Origin of the sequence: Streptomyces sp. AM8-1-1, from assembly GCF_032229325.1 — a bacterium.
Lineage (GTDB): Bacteria > Actinomycetota > Actinomycetes > Streptomycetales > Streptomycetaceae > Streptomyces > Streptomyces achmelvichensis.
This window is the reverse complement of record NZ_CP135086.1, coordinates 638,088-657,656: the sequence shown is the minus strand read 5'-3', so window position 1 is coordinate 657,656 and position 19,569 is coordinate 638,088. Positions and strand designations below refer to the sequence as shown.

At 72.2% G+C, this 19,569-nt stretch carries 20 protein-coding genes; 12 read left to right on the top strand and 8 right to left on the bottom strand.

Annotated elements, in window-relative coordinates:
* Positions 1 to 14 precede the first annotated feature (14 nt).
* The 4 genes from RPQ07_RS02965 (at position 15) to RPQ07_RS02950 (ending at position 1,869) form a co-directional block, all read left to right on the top strand.
* Positions 15 to 890 (top strand): galactokinase, encoded by an 876-nt coding sequence (locus RPQ07_RS02965; protein ID WP_313942410.1) that lies wholly within the window; start codon positions 15 to 17, stop codon positions 888 to 890.
* 62 nt (positions 891 to 952) lie between these two features.
* Complete coding sequence (locus RPQ07_RS02960) at positions 953 to 1,258, top strand: hypothetical protein (RefSeq protein ID WP_313942409.1); 306 nt, start codon at positions 953 to 955, stop codon at positions 1,256 to 1,258.
* A 40-nt stretch (positions 1,259 to 1,298) separates the two neighbouring features.
* Positions 1,299 to 1,565, top strand: a complete 267-nt coding sequence (locus tag RPQ07_RS02955; protein WP_313942408.1) for a hypothetical protein — start codon at positions 1,299 to 1,301, stop codon at positions 1,563 to 1,565.
* 148 nt (positions 1,566 to 1,713) lie between these two features.
* Positions 1,714 to 1,869 carry a hypothetical protein gene (locus tag RPQ07_RS02950; protein ID WP_313942407.1) on the top strand — a complete coding sequence of 52 codons (156 nt, stop codon included), beginning with the start codon at positions 1,714 to 1,716 and terminating at the stop codon, positions 1,867 to 1,869.
* On the opposite strand, the gene RPQ07_RS02945 is transcribed toward RPQ07_RS02950, so the two are convergent.
* The 3 genes from RPQ07_RS02945 to RPQ07_RS02935 form a co-directional block, all read right to left on the bottom strand.
* Positions 1,860 to 2,123 carry a hypothetical protein gene (locus tag RPQ07_RS02945; RefSeq protein ID WP_313942406.1) on the bottom strand — a complete coding sequence of 88 codons (264 nt, stop codon included), beginning with the start codon at positions 2,121 to 2,123 and terminating at the stop codon, positions 1,860 to 1,862. The two genes, RPQ07_RS02950 and RPQ07_RS02945, sit on opposite strands and share 10 nt — an antisense overlap.
* 100 nt (positions 2,124 to 2,223) lie before the next feature.
* Positions 2,224 to 3,003: an aminotransferase class IV gene (locus tag RPQ07_RS02940; protein ID WP_313942405.1), complete on the bottom strand. Its 780-nt coding sequence runs from the start codon at positions 3,001 to 3,003 to the stop codon at positions 2,224 to 2,226.
* A 112-nt stretch (positions 3,004 to 3,115) separates the two neighbouring features.
* Positions 3,116 to 3,349, bottom strand: coding sequence for a hypothetical protein (locus RPQ07_RS02935; protein WP_313942404.1), 234 nt, complete (start codon positions 3,347 to 3,349; stop codon positions 3,116 to 3,118).
* A gap of 231 nt (positions 3,350 to 3,580) precedes the next feature.
* On the opposite strand from RPQ07_RS02935, the gene RPQ07_RS02930 reads away from it, so the two are divergent.
* A complete protein-coding gene (locus RPQ07_RS02930; protein WP_313942403.1) occupies positions 3,581 to 5,086 on the top strand; it encodes a metallophosphoesterase in 1,506 nt (501 codons plus the stop codon).
* Positions 5,087 to 5,143: 57 nt separating this feature from the next.
* Positions 5,144 to 6,250 carry a DNA alkylation repair protein gene (locus RPQ07_RS02925; protein WP_313942402.1) on the top strand — a complete coding sequence of 369 codons (1,107 nt, stop codon included), beginning with the start codon at positions 5,144 to 5,146 and terminating at the stop codon, positions 6,248 to 6,250.
* Between the two features lie 79 nt (positions 6,251 to 6,329).
* Here the strand turns inward: RPQ07_RS02925 and RPQ07_RS02920 are convergent, their stop codons facing one another.
* The 4 genes from RPQ07_RS02920 to RPQ07_RS02905 form a co-directional block, all read right to left on the bottom strand.
* On the bottom strand, positions 6,330 to 7,628 hold the full coding sequence (locus RPQ07_RS02920) for a CAP domain-containing protein (protein ID WP_313942401.1): 1,299 nt from the start codon (positions 7,626 to 7,628) through the stop codon (positions 6,330 to 6,332).
* Positions 7,629 to 7,742: 114 nt separating this feature from the next.
* On the bottom strand, positions 7,743 to 9,131 hold the full coding sequence (locus RPQ07_RS02915) for a M1 family metallopeptidase (protein ID WP_413777821.1): 1,389 nt from the start codon (positions 9,129 to 9,131) through the stop codon (positions 7,743 to 7,745).
* 130 nt (positions 9,132 to 9,261) lie between these two features.
* Positions 9,262 to 10,143, bottom strand: coding sequence for a diacylglycerol/lipid kinase family protein (locus RPQ07_RS02910; protein ID WP_313942399.1), 882 nt, complete (start codon positions 10,141 to 10,143; stop codon positions 9,262 to 9,264).
* A 31-nt stretch (positions 10,144 to 10,174) separates the two neighbouring features.
* Complete coding sequence (locus tag RPQ07_RS02905; RefSeq protein WP_313942398.1) at positions 10,175 to 11,773, bottom strand: FAD-binding oxidoreductase; 1,599 nt, start codon at positions 11,771 to 11,773, stop codon at positions 10,175 to 10,177.
* A gap of 68 nt (positions 11,774 to 11,841) precedes the next feature.
* On the opposite strand from RPQ07_RS02905, the gene RPQ07_RS02900 reads away from it, so the two are divergent.
* Positions 11,842 to 12,441: a TetR/AcrR family transcriptional regulator gene (locus tag RPQ07_RS02900; RefSeq protein ID WP_313942397.1), complete on the top strand. Its 600-nt coding sequence runs from the start codon at positions 11,842 to 11,844 to the stop codon at positions 12,439 to 12,441.
* Positions 12,438 to 14,015 carry a glycerol-3-phosphate dehydrogenase/oxidase gene (locus RPQ07_RS02895; protein WP_313942396.1) on the top strand — a complete coding sequence of 526 codons (1,578 nt, stop codon included), beginning with the start codon at positions 12,438 to 12,440 and terminating at the stop codon, positions 14,013 to 14,015. Before RPQ07_RS02900 ends, RPQ07_RS02895 begins: the two co-directional genes overlap by 4 nt.
* Positions 14,016 to 14,076: 61 nt before the next feature.
* On the opposite strand, the gene RPQ07_RS02890 is transcribed toward RPQ07_RS02895, so the two are convergent.
* Positions 14,077 to 14,943, bottom strand: coding sequence for a PhzF family phenazine biosynthesis isomerase (locus RPQ07_RS02890; protein WP_313942395.1), 867 nt, complete (start codon positions 14,941 to 14,943; stop codon positions 14,077 to 14,079).
* Between the two features lie 133 nt (positions 14,944 to 15,076).
* On the opposite strand from RPQ07_RS02890, the gene RPQ07_RS02885 reads away from it, so the two are divergent.
* The 4 genes from RPQ07_RS02885 (at position 15,077) to RPQ07_RS02870 (ending at position 19,566) form a co-directional block, all read left to right on the top strand.
* Positions 15,077 to 15,487 (top strand): hypothetical protein, encoded by a 411-nt coding sequence (locus RPQ07_RS02885; RefSeq protein WP_313942394.1) that lies wholly within the window; start codon positions 15,077 to 15,079, stop codon positions 15,485 to 15,487.
* Positions 15,487 to 17,964, top strand: coding sequence for a DUF4132 domain-containing protein (locus RPQ07_RS02880; RefSeq protein WP_313942393.1), 2,478 nt, complete (start codon positions 15,487 to 15,489; stop codon positions 17,962 to 17,964). The genes RPQ07_RS02885 and RPQ07_RS02880 overlap by 1 nt, the downstream gene beginning before the upstream one ends.
* Before the next feature lie 130 nt (positions 17,965 to 18,094).
* Positions 18,095 to 18,730: a maleylpyruvate isomerase family mycothiol-dependent enzyme gene (locus RPQ07_RS02875; RefSeq protein WP_313942392.1), complete on the top strand. Its 636-nt coding sequence runs from the start codon at positions 18,095 to 18,097 to the stop codon at positions 18,728 to 18,730.
* Between the two features lie 452 nt (positions 18,731 to 19,182).
* Positions 19,183 to 19,566, top strand: a complete 384-nt coding sequence (locus RPQ07_RS02870; RefSeq protein ID WP_313942391.1) for a hypothetical protein — start codon at positions 19,183 to 19,185, stop codon at positions 19,564 to 19,566.
* Positions 19,567 to 19,569: the final 3 nt, after the last annotated feature.

Genomic DNA, 19,569 nt, shown 5'->3' with positions numbered 1-19,569 from the left:
GAATCGTGCCGGGCGTGCCGGACATCGCACGCCGCCACACCGCCGACCCGCTCTTCCGCCTGGTGGCCTTCGCCCTCGAATCCGCCCACGGCCGTCCGCCGGCCACGGTGTGGAGCGCCCCGCACGCCTTCCACCTCGCGGCGCGCCACACCGTCGCCGCCGCGGGCTGGCCGGTGGCGGCGGCCGCGGCACCACGCGACGACGGCCTGGTGCGGCTGAGTTCGCTGGCCCACCCGGCGCAGAGCTGCGAGTTCCGGCTCAGCGGTCCCTCGACGTCGCATCCCGAGTGGGCGGCCCGCAGCTACGTCCTGCTGCGCACCATGGCCCGTGCCGGATACGGCCGGGGCGGCGCCGATCTGCACATCCACTCCACGCTGACCCCGGCGACCGGGCTCTCCAGCACCGAGCCGCTGGAGTGCGCCGTGGCGCTCGCGATCGCCGAACTGCACACCACCGGCGCCGGAACGCGCCCGCCCCGAGGGCGCCTCGCGTCCCTGGCGAGGTCCGCGTCCCCGGACGGCGACGCGGCACTGCGCGAGGCCGTCCTGTTCGGCCGCCCCGGCCGGGCGCTGGTGCTCGAAGGCGGCCGCAGACGCCGGATCGACTTCGATCCTCCCGCACAGGGGGCCAGGCTGATGTTGCTGGTGACCCGCGGCGAGGGCCTCGGCGCGGACGACGTCCGCCGGGCGCAGGAGTGCGCCCGGCGGACCGGAGCCCTGGCCGCCTGGCGACCGGGTAGGGGTCCCGGACGGAGCACGCTCGTGCTGCTGCCGCAGGACCGGCTGACACCCGTCCGTACCGCGGTGGCGCAGGAGTTCCGGGCCGCCGGTCTGCCGGTGCCGCGCTTCCTGACCATCGAGGTGGCGGGACCGGCCCGCCGCGAGGAGTGAGGAGGACCGCGACAGTCCTGAACACGGATGACACCCGGCAGCGATGACGTCCACACTGAGCCGTGCGAGTCGATCAGACGCTCAACGTCACCCTGGCCAGGGCCTTCGTCCCCATGGCGATCATCGTCGCTGCACCGGTTCTGCTCGTCGCCGGTGCACCGATCCATCGCCGCTACCTGCGACACGTCCACCGAGACGACGCACCCGCCCTCGTCGACAAGCCCATGGGACGGGTGAGCGTCCACTACTTCGTCGTGAACAGCCGACTCCTCCACTGGCTGTGTCTGCCCACGGAGACCTTGAGCCGACGAGCCCGCGCCGGACGAGCCCGCGCCGGACGAGCCGCAAGGCGGCGACCGCCCGCCTGACCCGGCCGCGATGTCAGTGGTGCCTGCGATGGTGTGAGACATGGACGAGTTGATGCGTGGCCGGGTGTACGGCGCTGACCATGACGATCCCGATCCGGGCCCGCGGCCCGGGCACGTCTATCGCGAGCTGGTCGGGGGGCCGCTGGACGGGCTGCTGCTGGATGTCACCGACTGGCCCGCGGCACAGCTGGCGGAGGGGGCCGCGCTGCCCACCGAGCTCGGTTCCTTCGGGCCCGGCGGCCGTGCGGCGTACGGCCCACGGGCCGGTGACCCACGGCGCTGGGACTGGACGGGCGACGTCCGCTGACCCCGCCCGCACACCACCCTGCGTCCCGGCCCCCGCGCCCACGGGAGGGGGTGGACGGTCATCGCCGCAGGGTGGACCGTAGACTCGGTTCCCGCTTCCGGCCGCCGGCGGGGAGCGGGAAGCCGTTCGAAGGAAGGACCTCACGACCGTGAGCACCGCGGACCGATCAGACGCCCCCATCTACGCAGAGCTCGTCGACGAGCGAGGGGACGTCCCGGCCGAAGCACGCAGAACGGCCGAGCAGGCCCAGCAGCAGCTCGAGCAGACGATGAACTTCCGCGCCCGGGCGCACGGCTACAGCTGAGGTACTCGCCGCAGACGTGCCACGGGCCGACCGCGCCGCAGCGCGTACCGCCCGCAGCGGCGCAACTGCCCGGGCAGACCGTTCGCCCGCTGTCCGCCGTGGGTGATGAACGCGTTCACGGGCGTCAGCGGATCGGCGCCCATGGTCCGTGCCAGCAGGACGCCGGCGGCCAGCGGCAACAGGACGCCGACGAGGGCGGCCCCGGTGACGGAGACGTGCTGGAGGCGGGGGCGGCGGGCCGCGTCAGGTGTCATGGCCGCTATTCGACCAGCTCGGAAGCCGGCCGGTATCGGCTCGGATACTCAGCCGAACGCGCCCCATGTACTCACCCCGGCCGAGGTGTGACCCAGGAGGTCAGACGGTGTCCCAGGGCACGGCTTCGTACGCCGCCGTGACGCCGGCCATGAACTCACGGGCGACGGGGAACTCGACGTCGTCGATCCGGCCCACCGGACTGATGCCGTGGGAGTTGGTGACGAACGCGGCGCGGTAGCGGGGCAGATCGCCGAGGGTGACAGGTCGGCGGACCGACGGCAGCCGCGGCTCCAGCAGCGCCATCGTCATCCCCCGCAGACAAGGAGCGTCGGGCCAGACGACGTGCTCGCCGTCCCAGAAGGCGATGTTGGTGATGGCGCCCTCGGTGACCAGGCCCTCGGGGGTGGTGAGCAGCGCTTCGTCGGCGCCCCTGGCCTCGGCCTCGTCGAGGGCTCGGTTCTGCACTGCTCCGTCGAGATGCTTGATCCGCGGAGTGTGGCGGACGTACGGCACGGAGACGAGGCGCAACGGCCCGGTCGCCGCGACCTGGGGCCCCCGCACCGTAACCCTCAGCGTCGCCCGGCTGTCGCCGTCCGGCCAGTGGACATGGACCCGCACGGACGCGTCCTCGCGCCCCGAGGCGGCGAGCGCCTGCCGGATCTCCGCCCGCACCCGCTCGCCGTCCAGGCCTGCCCGGCCGAGGTACTCCCGGGTCGCCGCGTCCAGTCGGCCGAGATGGAGCGCCAGGCCCCGCACTCGACCGCCACGCACCTGCATGGCGGTGAAGTGACCGGGACCGGTCAGCGCGGGCGCCGCGAGTGCGGAGTCGACGGCAGGCGCCCCGTTGATCTCTGTGTACGTGGTCTCTGCGCAGGTCAAGCGATCCCCCTCGGCGCGGGTCGGGCGGACTCGCCGGGCAGGGCCACCGGATCCGACACCCGCGCGCCGTGCGAAACGGTGCGGGGCGTCGGGATGCCGTGGCCAGGGCGGGTCAGTGACGCAGGAAAGAGTCTCCGTGGGTGTTCACATAGGCCTCGAGCGCGGTGAGCGCGTCCTGGGTGGCCTGCGGGCTGCCGCTGCCACGGCGCTCCGCGTAGTACGCGGCGCCGAGCTTCTTCAGCAGGTCACCGCCGGCCTTCTGCTGCTGCACATCGTCGACCTTCTGCTTGCCCTGCTGCAGCGCGGACTGCGCCTGCTCCTTGGCTCGGTCGAGGAACCCGGCCATGTCTGCCTCCTGAGGATCAGTGGTACCTACTGGCACAACGTGATCAGTGCCGCCCGGGTTCCGCAGTGGCGGGATGCGTCGCCGTTCCACCCGAACGGGCCCGTCGACGCGGCCTGCCGACCCCTTGCCGGTCCGGGCTGCCGTCCGGGCTCGCGGAGCCCTCCGGGTCCGTGCACGTGCGCCGCTGCTGATCCCTCCCGCCGCAGTGGCGATCGTTGTTACGGTTCGCCGATGCCTGACTCTTCGCGCGATTCGGCCGACGGTGCCGGCTGGGGTACCAAGGAACGCGGCTCGTACAAGGAGTTGATGCCGCAGCACGTCGAAAAGCTGTCCTGGCTCAATCCGAGGACGCTGTGGCCGGCCCGGAACGGCGTCCTGGCCTCGTGGTTCGGCGACCCCACCAACGACCACCGGCAGCGCTGGGTGGAGCGGATGGCGGCCGATGGCGCCCCCGCCGACCTGGTGATCCGGCGTGACGACCCCGAGCACTTCTCGTTCATGCTCATCGCCGACACCGGTGAGGGAGACGACCCGCAGTACGCGGTGGTCCCCGGCTTCCTGGCGGCGAGCCGGGGAACGCGCTTCGCCGTGCTGGCCAGCGATGTCGTCTACCCGGTCGGCAACGCCGACGAGTACGGCACGAAGTTCTTCCGCCCCTACAAGGACTATCCGGCGCCCATCTACGCCGTGCCCGGCAACCACGACTGGTACGACGACATCAACGGCTTCATGCGGGTGTTCTGCGACGCCCCGGCCCTGCCGCAGGACGCCGTCCCGCGGGCGCGGCCGCTCAGCCGGGCGTGGCTGCGCTCCCTGCTGTGGCGGAAACCGCGGACACCCGACGAGCAACGTCTCGCCGAGGCGCGGCAGTTGCGCTCGGCGCCGGCCCAACGGGCCGTACAGCCGGGCCCGTACTGGGCCGTCGACGCCGGCCCCGTGCGCGTCATAGGGATAGACACCGGCCTGCTGGGCGGGATCGACGCCGAGCAGGGCCGCTGGCTGCGTGAGGTCTCGCGGGGCGACACCCCCAAGATCCTGGTGACGGGCTCGCCGCTCTATGTGGACGCCGAGCACGAGCCGTGTCCGATCGAGGGCGGCGGCACGGTCGACGACATCGTGCGGAACCCCGCGCACCACTATGTCGCCGCGATCGGCGGCGACATACACAACTACCAGCGCTACCCGGTGAACGTGGACGGCCGCACCATCCAGTACGTGGTGGCCGGCGGCGGGGGCGCGTTCATGCACGCCACGCACACCATTCCACGGGTCTCCGTCGCCCAGGTCACCGAGGACGACTTCCGCTGCTACCCGTTGCGCGGCGACTCGCTCGCCTCCTACAGCAGGCTCTACGGCCGCAGGCTGCACATGCGCCGCTTCTTCGAGCTCAGCGAGGCGCAGGCCGCCGCCGTCGTCGCCCATCGCCTCGGCATCCGCCCGACCCGGGCCGCCGGACCCCCGGCACGCGTGACCCTCCGCACCCGCGTCGTGGCGTCCCTGCTGGGTGCCGGCAGCCGCCCCCAGCGCGCCTCGTGGCTGCGCCTCCCGGTCCGCAAGACCTACACGCAGCTGTTCTCGCCCGGCTCGGCGACGTACAGCCCTCCGTTCTTCAAGTGCTTCCTACGACTGGACGTCACCCCGGAATCGGTTCGTCTGCGCTGCTTCTCCGCGACCGGGAACCGGGAAGCCGAACTCGACCCGCCGGTGGAGGACGATGTGACGATCCCTCTGAAGTGACCGCCCTCCGACCCGACCAGCCCCACCCGGCCGTGTGCCGCTCGACAGGAGACCCCCATGCCTTTCGCCGATGAACTCATCGGGCGGACCACGGCCGAAGCCCTCACGAACGCCGTGCGGGGCGCGGCCCCCGACGCGCCCCTCAAAGCCCTGCGCGCCGCGGCCTCCGCGCTCGGACCGCTGTCGCTGCGGGAGCGCAGCGACCTGCTGCGCGACGCGCTGATCGAGGATCTGCCGGGCGACTACGCGGCGTTCGCCCGAACCGTACGAGCCGCCCGCGACGGCGGCCCCGAGTTCAGCGGCTGGCTGATCTGGCCGGTCACCAGCGCCGTCGCGGCGAAAGCGGTCGACGAAGGAACCGACGAGGCATTCGACGACGCCCTTCGGCTGCTGGCCGAGCTGACCTCACGGCTCACCTCGGAATTCGCCGTCCGCCGGCTCCTCAACCACGACCTCGACCGCGCACTGGAAACCGTCGCGACGTGGACGACATCGGACGACGCCGACGTACGCCGCCTCGCCTCGGAAGGAACGAGACCCTTCCTGCCCTGGTCCGCCCGCGTCCCGCGCATCCTGGCCGAACCCCGCGCGACCCTGCCCGTCATCAACGCCCTCTACCGCGACGAGAGCGAGTACGTCAGGCGCTCCGTCGCCAACCATCTGAACGACCTCAGCCGTGGGCACCCCGACCTTGTGGTCGAAACGGCGGCCGCCTGGCTCGCCGACCCGGACGACAACACCGAACGCCTGGTCCGCCACGGGCTGCGCACCCTCGTCAAGAAGGGCCACCCCGGGGCGCTCGGCCTCCTGGGCTTCGCCCCGGCGGCCATCGAGGTGACCGGTCCCCACCTGTCCGCCGACGGCATCGCGTTCGGCGGCACCCTCGGTTTCACCGCGACGGTCCGCAACACCGGCCCGGAGCCGGCGCGGCTCGCGGTCGACTACATCGTTCACCACCGGAAGGCCAACGGCACGCAGACCGAGAAGATCTTCAAGCTCACGACGCTGACCCTCGAACCGGGCGAACGCTTCGACATCGCCCGCGACCACTCGTTCCGCGCGATCACGACGAGGCGCTACTACCCGGGCGCCCACGCGGTCGAGCTCCAGGTCAACGGTGTCCGCTCCGGCCGCGCGGAGTTCACGCTGCTGCCGCCCGGATGAGAATCTCCCGTCCGGAACTCGCCCGCGACGACGCGGCGTTGTCTCACCGGTCCGCGGGAGCGAGGGCTCACGCCGTGCGTCACCGCATGCCGAAGAGCTGCGTCCAGTACGTACCCCCGGGGCCGCCGCTCGCGAAGCCCACGCCGAGGTGCGTGAAGTCCGGCTTCAGGATGTTGGCGCGGTGTCCCGGGCTGTTCATCCAGCCCTGGACCACCGCGGCGGCGGAGCGCTGACCGAAGGCGATGTTCTCGCCGATACCCCGGTGGTCACTGCCCGCGGCGGCCGCCCGGTCCCATGGCTGGAGACCCTCGGGCGAGGTGTGGGAGTAGAAGCCGCGCGCGGCCATGTCGGCGCTGTAGGCCTGCGCCACGCCGGCCAGGACCGGATCGGGTGCCAGCGGCGACAGCCCCGCGACGGCCCGTTCCGCGTTCGTACGGGACAGGACCTCGGCGACCGTACGGGCCAGGCCGTCCGGCGTGAGGGGCCGGGCCCACAGCGCGGTCCAGTAGGTCTCTCCCCGGCCGTCCACCGCGGAAGCCACACCGAAGTGGGTGAAGTCGCGGCCCGTCACGGTGCTCCGGTCGGAGGCTCCGTCGAGGCAGTGGGCGAGGAACTGATCCGGAGTGCGCGGACCCGAGACGAGGTGCTCGGCGAGGTCCAGATAGGCGAATCCATGGGCGGTGACGAGCTGGTACACCGATCGCCCGTCGGGTCCCTCGGTGCCGAGGCGGTTCTGCCGGGCCATCGCGGTGGCATGCGCCTGGGCCGCGGCCGTGAGGGCGGGAGCCGGAGTGACGGGCGGGACGCCGACCCGCTGCCGCTCGGCGTTCACGAGTGACGTGAACGCGTCCGGCGGCCCTCCCGCGGGAGCTGCGGGAGGCGCGACCTCGGACGTGCCGTCGTCCGACACATCGACGCCGAAGTCACGTGCCACGCCCGCGAGGCCGTCCGCGTACCCCTGGCCGAGGGCACGCAGCTTCCACGCACCGCGGTGGCGGTAGACCTCGGCCAGTAGCAGCACACTCTCCTGTCCCGCCGGAGGCGGTGTGAAGCGGGTGAGCGTGCGGTTCGACAGATCGGCGACCTCCATCCTGGGGGAGGGGAGGCGGCTGAGCGGGGTGCCGGGTGAGGAGGAGCTGACGACCAGGGTGACGCGCCCGGCGCCCGGGCGAAGCCCCTGCCGGTCCAGCGTCACGGCCGCCGTGCCGAGGCGGACACCGGGCGCCGACGGCTGGTTCCAGAAGACGAAGTCGCCGTCGTCGCGGACCCTGCCGTCGTCACCCGTGACCAGCACGGAAAGGTCGAAGGGGCCCGGCACGCGGAAAGTGAGCGTGCCGTGCGGCAAGGGGACGTTGCCGCCCGGAACCAATTCGCTCATGACCGTCGCCTTCGCGGTGTACGTGCCCCGCAGGAGCCTTGCGGGCCCCTCGTTCGCAGGCCTCAGTCCGCTCAACGGAGTACGGCCCGTCCCGGGTTCCCGGCCGGCCCGGCTCTACGGCCGGGCGGGCTTGCCCTTCGTGCCGATCCAGGTGTGGAACAGCCTGTCGAGGTCCTTGCCGGACTGCCGCTCACAGAGGCGGACGAACTGCGCGGTGGTTCCGTGACCGTCGTGGTGGTCGGTCGCCCAGGTGCGCAGGATCCGCAGGAAGGTCCTGTCGCCGACCGCCTTGCGCAGCTGGTGCAGAGCCATCGCCCCGCGGGAGTACACGGGTGCGCCGAAGATGTTCGCTCCGCTGCCCGGGTCGGCCGGCGGGAACGCCCACAGTTCGCTGCTCGCGGGTTCGGCGTACAGGGCGTCGAAGGCCTTCTGCGCGCTGTCGCCGCCGTGCTGCTCCGCGTAGAGCCACTCGGCGTAGGTCGCGAAGCCCTCGTTCAGCCAGATGTCCTTCCAGCTGGTGAGCGACACGGAGTTGCCGAACCACTGGTGTGCGCTCTCGTGGACCAGGGTGGGGAGGTCGGGTGCCCTGTCGTACACCGGCCGGGTCTGCGTCTCCAGTGCGTAGCCCGCCTGCGGCGCGCGGTCGACGATGGCGCCCGCGGCCCGGAAGGGGTAGGGCCCGAAGAGCTTGCTTCCCCAGGCGATGACCGACGGCAGCTTCTTGAGGACCGGAGCGGACGCGGCCGCCTCGCGGGGGTCGACGGCGTTGTAGATCCGCAGACCGCCGGGGCCGGTGTACTGCTGGACCTTGAATGTGCCCACCGTAGCCGTCGCGAGGTACGCCGCCATCGGCTCGCTCTGGCGCCAGCGGAACGTCGTGCGTCCCTCGGAGGTCTTCTGGCCGAGGAAGACGCCGTTGGCGACGGCCGTACGCCCGGCCGGCACGGTGACGGCGAAGTCGTACGCGGCCTTGTCCTTCGGGTGGTTGTTGGCGGGGAACCACGTCATGGCGCCCTGCGGCTCACCCGCCACGAACGCCCCGTCGTCCGTGGGGATCCAGCCGTCGAGGGACCCGTCCGGGTCGGTCACGGGCCGGGGAGTCCCCTCGTAGGTGACGGTCGTGCGGAACTCCTGGCCCTTGCGCAGCGCCTTCCTCGGCGTGATGACGAGTTCCTGCCCGTCACGGCGGAAGGAGGCCTTGGCGTGGTCGACCGTGACGCCGGTGACCCGCAGCCCGCTCAGATCGAGATGGAAGCGGGACAGCCGTTCCGTGGCCCGGGAGGTGATCACGGCCCGTCCGTCGAGGTGACGGCTCGTGGTGTCGTAGCCGAGGGTGAGGTCGTAGTGACGGACGTCGTAGCCCCCGTTGCCCGCCAGCGTGAAGTACGGGTCGCCGACACCGGGTGACCCCGCCGTCCCGGCCACGGCGGGCCCGGCCGCCGCGGCCAGCGCGGCGACCACGGCGACGGGGAGACCCGTCGCGACGACGGCACGCCGCCGCAAGCGGGCCGGGCGCCCGGCAACCTGCTGGAAGGGTCGGGTCACCGAAGCTCCTCGGGCTCGGAGGCGATCACTTCGATCCAGACTAGGGTGCCGATCGCCACGGAACTCCCTCGAAACGGTCAAGGCACGCTCAGGCCAGGACGTTCAGTGCTCCCGGCAGGACCCGCGCGGTCATCGGCAGCGTCGCGTCGACCTCGCCGTCCGCCCCGTACGGCACGGGCCGGTCCGTCTCGACGCGTACCTCGGTGCCCCGGAGGATCTCCACCTGCGGGCGGCTGATGTGGGCACCCGTCTTGAGCTCGTTCATCATCGTGAAGAACAGCCGCTTCGGGGCGTGCCGGATCACGACGACGTCCAGCAGACCGTCGTCCACACGGGCGCTCGGCGCGACGAGACGCCCGAAGCCGTAGTAGCCGGAATTGGCCGCCACGACCGTGTAGCCGCGGCGTTCGTACAGCTCGCCGTCCACGGTGATGCGGTAGTTCACCGGCCGCCAGGTGACCACCGCCCGCAGCCCGCCGGCGTAGTACGACGCGGCGCCGCGCAGCAGCCGGGAGGTGTTTGCATGGCGGTTGGCCAGGGCGTCGACGCCGGCGTACACACTGCCGAGGACGGCGGTCCTGTCGTGGAACGCCGATTCGACCTCGATGGTGTCGACCTTGCGCGGAGCGCCGTTCAGCAGGACGTCCGCCAGCGCTCCGGGCTCGGTGGGCAGACCGAGCGCTCGGGCGAAGTCGTTGCCCCGCCCGGCCGGCACGAGCCCGAGCACGGCGTCCGTGCCGCTCAGTGCCCCGCCGACGCAGCCGGCCATCCCGTCGCCGCCGACCGCCAGGACGGTCCGGCCCCGTTCGCCGGCCGCCCGGGCCACGCTGCGGGCGTGCTCCAGGCTGTTGCTGTACTCCGTCTCCAGGTCGGCGCCCGCCTCCCGGAGCAGACGGGCGAGCGGGAGAAGGGTCGCGGCTCCGCTGGATCCCCCGGAGGCAGGGTTGACGACGGCGGTGAACTGTCGCATGCGTACGCCTTTCGGAAGGCAGGGGAGCCGGTCAGCGGAGGGGGAGGAGGACGCCGGGATTGAGAATCCCGTCGGGGTCGAGACGTGCCTTGACGGCCTGGAGGATGTCGGTGCCGAGCGCGCCGATCTCCTGCCCGAACCAGTCGCGGTGGTCGGTTCCCACGCCGTGGTGGTGACTGATGGTGCCACCCGAGGCGAGGATCGCGTCGTTCGCGGCCCGCTTGACGGGGGTCCAGTGGGCGATCGGGTCCTGGCCCTGGGCGGACACGACGGTGAAGTACAGCGACGCCCCGGTCTCGTAGACGTGCGAGATGTGGCACATGACCAGCGGCGGGGTGCCCGCGGCGGTCAGGGTCTCGTTGAGGGCGGTGCGGACCGCGTCGTAGAGCGCGGGGATGCCGGACCAGAAGGTGGCGGTCTCCAGCGTCTCGGCGAACGCGCCGGCGTCCAGCAGGGCGTCCCGCAGGTAGGGGGCGGAGTAGCGTCCGTGGGCCCAGCGCTCACCGGGTTCGGTGCCGACGAGCTCGCCCCCGCAGGTCTCCAGCACGGTCCGTGCCTGCTGCTGCCGGCTCGCGTTGTCCTCGGGCGTTCCTTCGAAGCCGACGATGGCCATGCACCCGGCGGGCGCTCCGTCGGGGCCGGAACCGCCGATGGCGTCGGGCTGGGCGAGCCCGATGAGGGTCTCGGTCTCGTCGGACAGCCTCAGCACGGTGGGCCGCGGGCCGTCCTGGGCGAGCGTGCGCAGGGCGGCGGCTCCGGCCTCGAACGTGGCGAAGCGCCACCCTTCGTAGACCCGCTCCACCGGGCGGGGGCGGATGCGCACCGTCACCGAGGTGATGACACCGAACGCGCCCTCGGACCCGAGGACCAGCTGACGCAGATCGGGTCCGGCGGCCGAACGCGGCGAGCGGCCGAGGTCGAGGCTGCCGCGGGGGGTGGCGACCGTGAGGCCGAGCACCATCTCGTCGAAGCGGCCGTATCCGGCCGAGGCCTGGCCGCTGGAGCGTGCCGCGGCGAAACCGCCGATGGTGGCCCACTCGTAGGACTGCGGGAAGTGGCCGAGCGTGAAGCCGCGTTCGGCGAGGAGAGCCTCGGCCTCCGGCGCGCGGAGCCCGGGCTGGAACGTGACGGTGCGGGAGACCTCGTCCAGCGTGAGCAGGGCGTCCATACGGCGCAGGTCCAGGGCGACGAACGGGCCCTGGCCCTCGGGCGCGAGCCCGCCGACCACGGAGGTACCGCCGCCGAAGGGGACGACGGCCACGCCGTGGGCGGCGCAGACCGCCAGGACGGCGACGACGTCGTCGTGACTGCCGGGGAGCAGGACCGCGGCAGGGGTGTCGTCGGTGTTGCCGGCCCGGATGCGCAGCAGGTCGGGTGTCGACTTGCCTCGGGTGTGCCGGATCCGGGTCTCGGCGTCCGTCCGCAGGTGTTCCGGGCCGCCGAGCGCGTCGGCGAGGGCCTGACGGACATCGGCGCCGAGCGGTGAGTCGGGGACCCGTATCTCCTCGAGGGCGATCGGTTCCGCGGTCCGCGGCTTCACTCCGAGGGCTGCCTGCAGGAGCTCGATGACCGAGTCGGGCAGAGGGGCCGCCTTGGCCGGGTCGCCCCAGCCGCTCCACAACATGTCCACGCGGGTTTTCCTCACTGGTTGGTCCGGTGGCCGTGTCAGTCGGCCGCACTGCCGTTACACTGTGACAGATGACGCCCATTCGTCACAACCATTCGGACGGCGATGCCGTTCTCGACGCGGCCCGGGACTGTGTTCTCGCGGTCGGCGTCCGCCGGACCACCCTGACCGACGTGGCCCGGCGGGCCGGCGTCTCCCGTATGACGCTCTACCGGCGCTGGCCCGATGTGCGGACCCTCGTCGGCGATCTGATGACGCGTGAATGGATCGCCGTCGCCCAGGGCGCGCTCCCTCAGGCCGACGACGCCGCCCCCACCCGGGACCGGCTGGTCGACGGGCTGGCGGCCGGAGCGCAGGCGTTCCGGGCGCATCCGCTGTTCCGCAAGATCATCGACGTGGATCCGGAGCTGCTCCTGCCCTATCTGCTCGACCGGCGCGGTGCCACACAGGACGCCCTGCTGGAGCTGATCGTCACCGCGGTCGAGGAGGGGCAGGCCGACGGCTCGATCCGCCGGGACCACGCCGTCCGTCAGGCCCGCTCACTGCTTCTCGTCGTGCAGGGATTCACGCTCTCGCTGCGCACCATGACCGACGACAGCGAACCCGACCTCACCGCCGCCGCGTTCCAGCAGGAGCTGCGGACCGTCCTGGAGAGGATGCTCGCCCCATGAGCCCCACCCCCGACCCCTTCCCTTCCTCCCTCAACGCCTCACGGCGCGCTCGTGAGTTGGCCGAGCTCACCGACGGCGCCACTGTCGATGTCCTGGTCGTCGGACTCGGCGCGACCGGCGCCGGCGCCGCGCTCGACGCTGCCGCCCGGGGACTGTCCGTGGCGGCGATAGACGCCCACGACCTCGCGTTCGGCACCTCCCGCTGGAGTTCGAAGCTGATCCACGGCGGGCTGCGCTACCTCGCCACGGGCCAGCTCGACGTCGCCCACGAGAGCGCCGTCGAACGCGGCATCCTGATGGAACGCACCGCCCCGCACCTGGTACGCCCGCTGCCCTTCGTCCTGCCCCTGACCCCGCTGGTGGGGCGGACCCAGGCCGCCATCACCCGGGTGGGTCTGCGCGCGGGCGACGTCCTGCGCGCGTCCGCCCGCACCTCGCGTGCCACGCTGCCCGCACCGCGTTCCCTGTCCGCGCGGGAGACCCGGCACCTGGCGCCCGGCCTCCGCTCGACGGGTCTGCGCGGCGGTCTGCTGTCGTGGGACGGCCAACTCAGCGACGACGCACGCCTGGTGACGGCGATCTCCCGGACGGCGGCGGCACACGGCGCCCGCATCCTGACCCGGGTCCGTGCGCTGGAGGTCGGTGATTCCGTCGCCCGGATACGCGACGAGCTCACGGGCGAGGAAGGGTTCGTCCGAGCGCGTGCCGTGATCAACGCAACGGGCGTATGGGCGGGCGGCCTTGTGGAGGACATCCACCTGCGCCCGTCGCGCGGGACGCATCTGGTCCTGCGGGCCGAGGCGCTGGGCGGTCTGTCGTCCGGTCTGCACATCCCGGTCCCGGGAGAGTCCAACCGCTTCGTGCTCGTGCTCCCGCAGGGTGATGGCAGGGTCTACGTCGGTCTCACCGACGAGCCGGTGGACGGCGACATCCCCGATGTCCCCGAAGTGCCCGAGTCCGACATCGGGTTCCTGCTCGACGTGCTCGGGTCGGCGCTGTCGGCACCGCTGCCCCGGTCCGCGGTCGTGGGCGCGTTCGCCGGGCTGCGGCCGTTGCTGACCGCGGGCAGCGGGGCGCAGGAGCGCACGTCCGACATCTCACGCCGGCACGCGGTCCTCAGCTCCCGGGACGGTGTCGTCACCGTCGTCGGCGGCAAACTCACCACCTACCGGCGCATGGCGCAGGACGCGGTGGACCACGCCGTGAAGACGCGCGGACTCGTCGCCGGACCGTGCCGGACGGCCACACTGCCGCTGGTGGGGGCCGCCGCACCGGACGCCCTCGCCGCCCTGGACGCCCCCCGCCGCCTGGTCGAGCGGTACGGCACCGAAGCCCCCGCCGTCCACGCCCTCGGCACCGCGGACCCGGCCCTGCGGGAACCGGTGGTCGCCGGCCATCCGGTCACCGGAGCCGAACTCGTGTGGGCCGTGCAGCACGAAGGCGCGCTCGACGAATCCGACGTCCTCGACCGTCGCACCCGCATCGGACTGGTCCCGCAGGACCGGGAGTCGGCGATGGCAGCGGCACGCTCGGCGCTGTTCGCGGGGTCGCCCGGCGGGGGCGGGAGCGACTGACCGCGGGGTGGTGGATCGAGCGATCGGCGCCGGTCCACCGGCCCGCGTCCTCGCCGCCGGGTCAGGAGATCCGCGTGCCCGTCCCCGACACCCGTACCCGCTCGTCGCCTTCGCGCAGCTCCACCGTCAGTACACCCGGGCGGCCCAGATCCTCGCCCTGGTGGAGAGTGAGCACCGACGACCCGGGGACCAGGCCCAGTTCGCGGGCGTACGCGCCGAAGGCGCCCGCCGCCGCACCCGTGGCCGGGTCCTCGACCACACCGCCCACCGGGAAGGGGTCGCGGACGTGGAAGACGGTCTCCGACTCCCGCCACACCAGGTGCACCGTCGTCAGATCGAGGCGGTGCATCAGGGCTTCGAGACGTTCGAAGTCGTACTCCAGATCCGCCAGTCGCTCGCGGGTCGCGGCCCCCAGCACGAGATGACGCGCGCCGGCGAAGGCGATGCGGGGCGGGATCGCGGGATCCAGATCGCCGGCCGGCCAGTCGAGCGCGGCCAGAGCCTCGTCGAGATCGGCGGCCGCGATCTCCTCGGTGTGCGGTTCGACCGTCGTGAGCGTGGCCCGCAGCGAGCCGCTCACCTCGGTCACGGTCACGTGCACCGTGCCCGCGCGTGTCGCGAAGACCAGGTCGCCGGGGCCGATACGCTCGCCGAGAGCGACGGCCGTGGCGACGGTGGCGTGGCCGCAGAACGGCACTTCGGCCTGCGGGCTGAAGTAGCGGATGGTGAACGCACGGCCGCTGTCGCCGCCGAGCCCCTCCGGCGGCGGGGTGAGGAAGGCCGATTCGCTGTACCCGAGCTCCGCGGCGATGGACAGCATCTCCGCGTCGCCGAGCGCTGCGGCGTCGAGGACGACGCCCGCAGGGTTGCCACCCTTCGGATCCTCGGAGAAGGCGGTGTAGCGCAGGACCTCTTGCTTCGTCGTCATGACGGGCGCAACGACGTGCGGGCGTGGGTTGTTCCTGACGGCCGCTCGGCAGGTGAACGGCCGGAGCCGTGCAGGCCGGCGACAGACTCCCGCCGGCGGGCCGTTGTCAGTGCCGCCCCCTAATCTCCTCGGCATGGCACGGGTGACATTCGTCGACGAGACGACATCGGGCAGCCGCAGTGACGGCTGGGGACTGGACATCGCCGAGGAGCGGCTGGCGTTGCGCGAGGTGATCCGGCGGCGGGTCTTCCAGGAGGTCGCCGAGTTCCACGCACGGGGCGCCGGGGAGTACCAAGGGCTGGTCCGGCCCGCCTCCGGCAACGGTCGGGCGGACCGCGCGTCCGGTGCCGGCCGTACGGGCGAGGCGACCGGCGGCCGGATGGATCCGGAGGCCCAGTGCGCCCTCGCGCTCGCCGCCTTCGAGCGCAACGGCTTTCTCATACTCGTCGGCGACCGGCAGGTCGAGGATCTGGACGAGGAGATCGAGCTGCGCCTCGACACCGAAGTCACCTTCCTCAAGCTCGTCCCCCTGGTGGGTGGCTGATGACCATGTACGGAACCGAACAGCTGCGGCAGGTCGAGGGCCACATCGCCGACGACAACATGGGCGAGCTGGCGAAGAAGCTCGTGAACATCGCCACGGTCACCAACAACCACTGGCACGACGACGGCGCGAAGATCCTCGCGGCGGTGGGCGCGCTGCCCGAGAACTCCCGGCTGCGGCTCGCCAACGCCCTGGTCGCACGCCACCGGTCGGGCGGTGACGGCGACACCGTCCGCGGGCATGTCCTCACCCTGGTCGGCGTCGTGGGGCGTGACCTGCCCGACGATCTGCTCTCCGCGGAGCGGCTGCGGAAGCTGGACGACCTCTCCCGGGTCAGCTCCCACTACGCGACGCACGAGCTCCAGACCCTCGTCGAAGCCGAACTGGCCGCCGGACGGTCGGTGTCGGGCCATGTCGTCGCCGTGGTGCGGCGCTGCCACCTGAGCGCCTATCACGACAAGCAACGGCTCGGCGAGCTGGCGAAACGGCTCCCCGAGCCGCTGCTCAATCCTGGTGAGGCCTGGTCGGACCGCGTGCTGGCAGACCTGCCCGTGCTCGCCGGCGACTGGCCCGCGCTGCTGTCGCACGCGCTCACCGCCACCTCGGCGAAGCCCAGCGCGAAGTGGGACCAGTCCGCCCGGGACCTGATCGCCTCCATCGGGGCTGATCAGGTGCGGACCACGGTGGTGTCATGGCTCGCGCTGGTCGGGCGGCCCCGGACGCTGGAACTGGTCCGCGGCCCCTACGAGTCGGACGTCAACAACGCTCTGGACCCGTACAACGCCAATGCCCTGCGCGGTCTCGCCTGGATGCTGTCCCTGCTTGCGCCCCACCCCGAGACGGCACGGGCCCTCGGGGCGCTGACCGATGCCTGTCTGCGCAAGGTGGCCGGGCTCGGCCCGCGCAATCCGAAGATCGCCAACGCGGGGGTCACGGCACTCGCCCGTATCGAGAGCGAGTCCGCCCTCGCCGAACTGGCCCGGCTCGCCACCCGAGTGACCTACAAGGGCACCCTGAAACTGATCGACGCGGCACTGGAGACACGGGCCGCCGCGCTCGGGCTGAGCCGGGACGAGATTGAGGAACTCGCCGTACCCGCCTACGGGTTGACCGAGGTGGGCCGGTCGGTGCACCAGCTGGGGGAGTGCACCGCGGAGCTGACCGTGACCGGCGGCCGGGCCCGCCTGACCTGGCTGAATGCCGCGGGCAAGCAGGTCAAGGCGCCGCCCGCCGCGGTGCGGCGGGACCACGCCGACGAGCTGAAGGAGCTCAAGGGCGCGGCCAAGGACATCGACAAGATGCTCGGCGCCCAGTCGGAGCGGCTGGACCGGCAGTTCCTCGCGCGCAGGTCGTGGGCGTACCGGGCCTGGCGCGAGCGGTATCTCGACCATCCGCTCGTCGGCACCCTCGCACGACGACTGCTGTGGTCCGTGGACGGCACGGCATGCGGATACGCCGACGGCGAGCTGCGCGACCAGGACGACGCGCCCGTCACCGACGGCACCACCGTGGAGCTGTGGCACCCCGTCGGCAAGGACGCCGCGGACGTCGTCCGCTGGCGGCTCTGGCTCGAACGGCACGCGATCACCCAGCCGTTCAAGCAGGCACACCGCGAGGTCTATCCGCTCACCGATGCCGAGCGGGCCACGGGGACGTACAGCAACCGCTTCGCGGGGCACATCCTGCGCCAGCACCAGTTCCACTCGCTCGCGGCGGTCCGCGGCTGGACGAACCGGCTCAGGCTCTGCGTGGACGACTCCTACGCACCCGCCTACCGTGAGCTTCCTCAGTGGGGGCTGCGGGCCGAGTACTGGATCGACGGCGAGGCCGAGGGCTGGGGCCCGGGCGAGACCACCGAGTCCGGCAGCTATCTGCGGCTGGCCACCGACCAGGTCCGCTTCTATCCGATCGACGCCCCGCACAACTACGCGCACGCCGGCAGCGGGCGCTACGAGATGTGGCTGCGGGACGGCGGTGACCGCGTCGCACCGCTGGCTCTCACGGACATCCCCGAGCTGGTGCTCTCGGAAGTGCTGCGCGACGTCGACCTCTTCGTCGGGGTGGCGTCCGTCGGCAACGACCCCACGTGGCAGGACGGTGGCCCCGGCGGCCGCTTCCGGGAGTACTGGACCAGTTACGGCTTCGGAGAGCTGAACCAGAGCGCGGCGACCCGCCGGGAGCTCCTCGCCCGGCTCGTGCCGCGCCTCGCGATGGCCGATCGCTGCACGGTCGAGGGCCGCTTCCTGGAGGTACGGGGCGATCTGCACACGTACAAGATCCATCTGGGGTCCGGCAACATCCTGCGGACGCCGAACGACCAGTACCTGTGCATCGTGCCCAAGGCCGGCGGCGGACACGACACCGGGTATCTGCCCTTCGAGGGTGACGGCATGCTCGCCGTGATCCTCAGCAAGGCCACGATGCTCTCCAGGGACAAGGAGATCACTGATCCCACGATCGTCAGCCAGCTGCGCTGAGCGCGGGGCGGGCTGGGGCCGAGGGATCCCCGGAGAAAATGTCGCGGCACATGTCGATCCGGCCGTCTCCTGTTCGACGCAGGAGTGAGAGGCGGGGACAGGCCCCGCCCGCCGGACGGTGGAGCCGACCATGGACCGCGACGAGATTCTCTCCTGGGTGAAGGCCGAGCGCCTGAGCCTTGCCGACTTCTTCGAAAGCCTCCACGACGAGGAGTGGGAGGCGGCATCGCTCTGCGCCGGCTGGACGGTCCACGACGTGGCAGCGCACCTGACCCTGTCGACCCGCACCACACTGGCGGGCTCGATCACAGGGATCATCCGGGCACGCGGCAACTGGGACCGGATGGAAGCCGACAAGGCGCGGGAAAGGGCGGCCGGGTTCGGCCCGGCCGAGCTGATCGCCCAGCTCCGTGAGACGGCCGGCTCGGCTCGTCGGGCGCCCGGCGCCGCCGCGCTGGACCCGCTGGTCGACGCCCTGGTGCACGGCCAGGACGTGGCCCGTCCACTCGGGCGCCGCCGGGACATGCCGGTGGACCGGACGGTCGCGGCCCTCGCCCATGTCCACGGCAGCATCTTCTACGGCGCACGCAAACGCCTCCGCGGTACGAAGGTGGTGGCCACGGACGCGGACTGGTCGGCGGGGGAGGGCCCGGACGAGGTCAGGGGACCGGTCGGGGACCTGCTCCTGCTGGCGACCGGGCGTCCGGAGGGGCTGGCGGGTCTCTCCGGCCCGGGTGTGCGACGGCTCGAGGCGGCGCTGCGGTGACAGGGCTCGGCTGCGACCGGGCTCCGGCGACAGGGCCGCGCCCCCGCGAGCCGACGCAGGAGGACAGGGCGCCCCGCGAACCGCGCTCCGAGGACGCGGCCTCGGCGGCACCGGGTTCGCGGGATGCCGCGGCCTTCTCGGGTACTCCCGTCCCAGGCCCTGTCCGGGCGATCTTGTCGGGCCTGTGACGACAGCTACGGCACTCCCCCTGAGCCCTTCGGGCACGGGAGGTGCCCCCACGCTGTGTTGGCGGAGTCGCCCGAGTACGCCCGGTACGAGAGCGATCTCCCCCGGCCTCCGACGGGGGTGCCCCCAGCGCCGTGCGATGCACCGCATCCGACAGGCTGTTCCTCGAAGGTCGCCCGGACAGGACCTAGTGCCGCATCAAGCAACGCTCGCCCTGTCTTGGGGCGGCAGGTAGCTGTTGGGTGCGCTCCGCGTAGTCTCGCGGAGTGCACTCTCATCTGAGCTTCGAGAACCCTCCCGCGCTGCCTCACGAGGTAGTGGTCGAGACGATGGAGCGGGCCCTGCGTGACCGCTCAGCAGAGGGCGAAGCAGCGGGAGTCCTGGTCGGGACCGCATTGAACGACGACGACGCGGGATTCATCGAGCACTGGTGCGTACAGGTTGGGACGCGGGCTGTGTCGGGTAGTCCGCTGCTAGGACTGGCCGGCCTGTGTCTGGGACACGCCGCTCGACGCTTCGGTCGTCTCGGTGATGAAGCCCTGGCGCTGGCGGAGTCGCTGTCGGCGAGGGCCCAGGCGGATCCGACGGACGTGGACGGTCGGGCCCTCGACGGCTATGACGATGTCCGGAGTTTCCTGCACCTGTGGTGACGC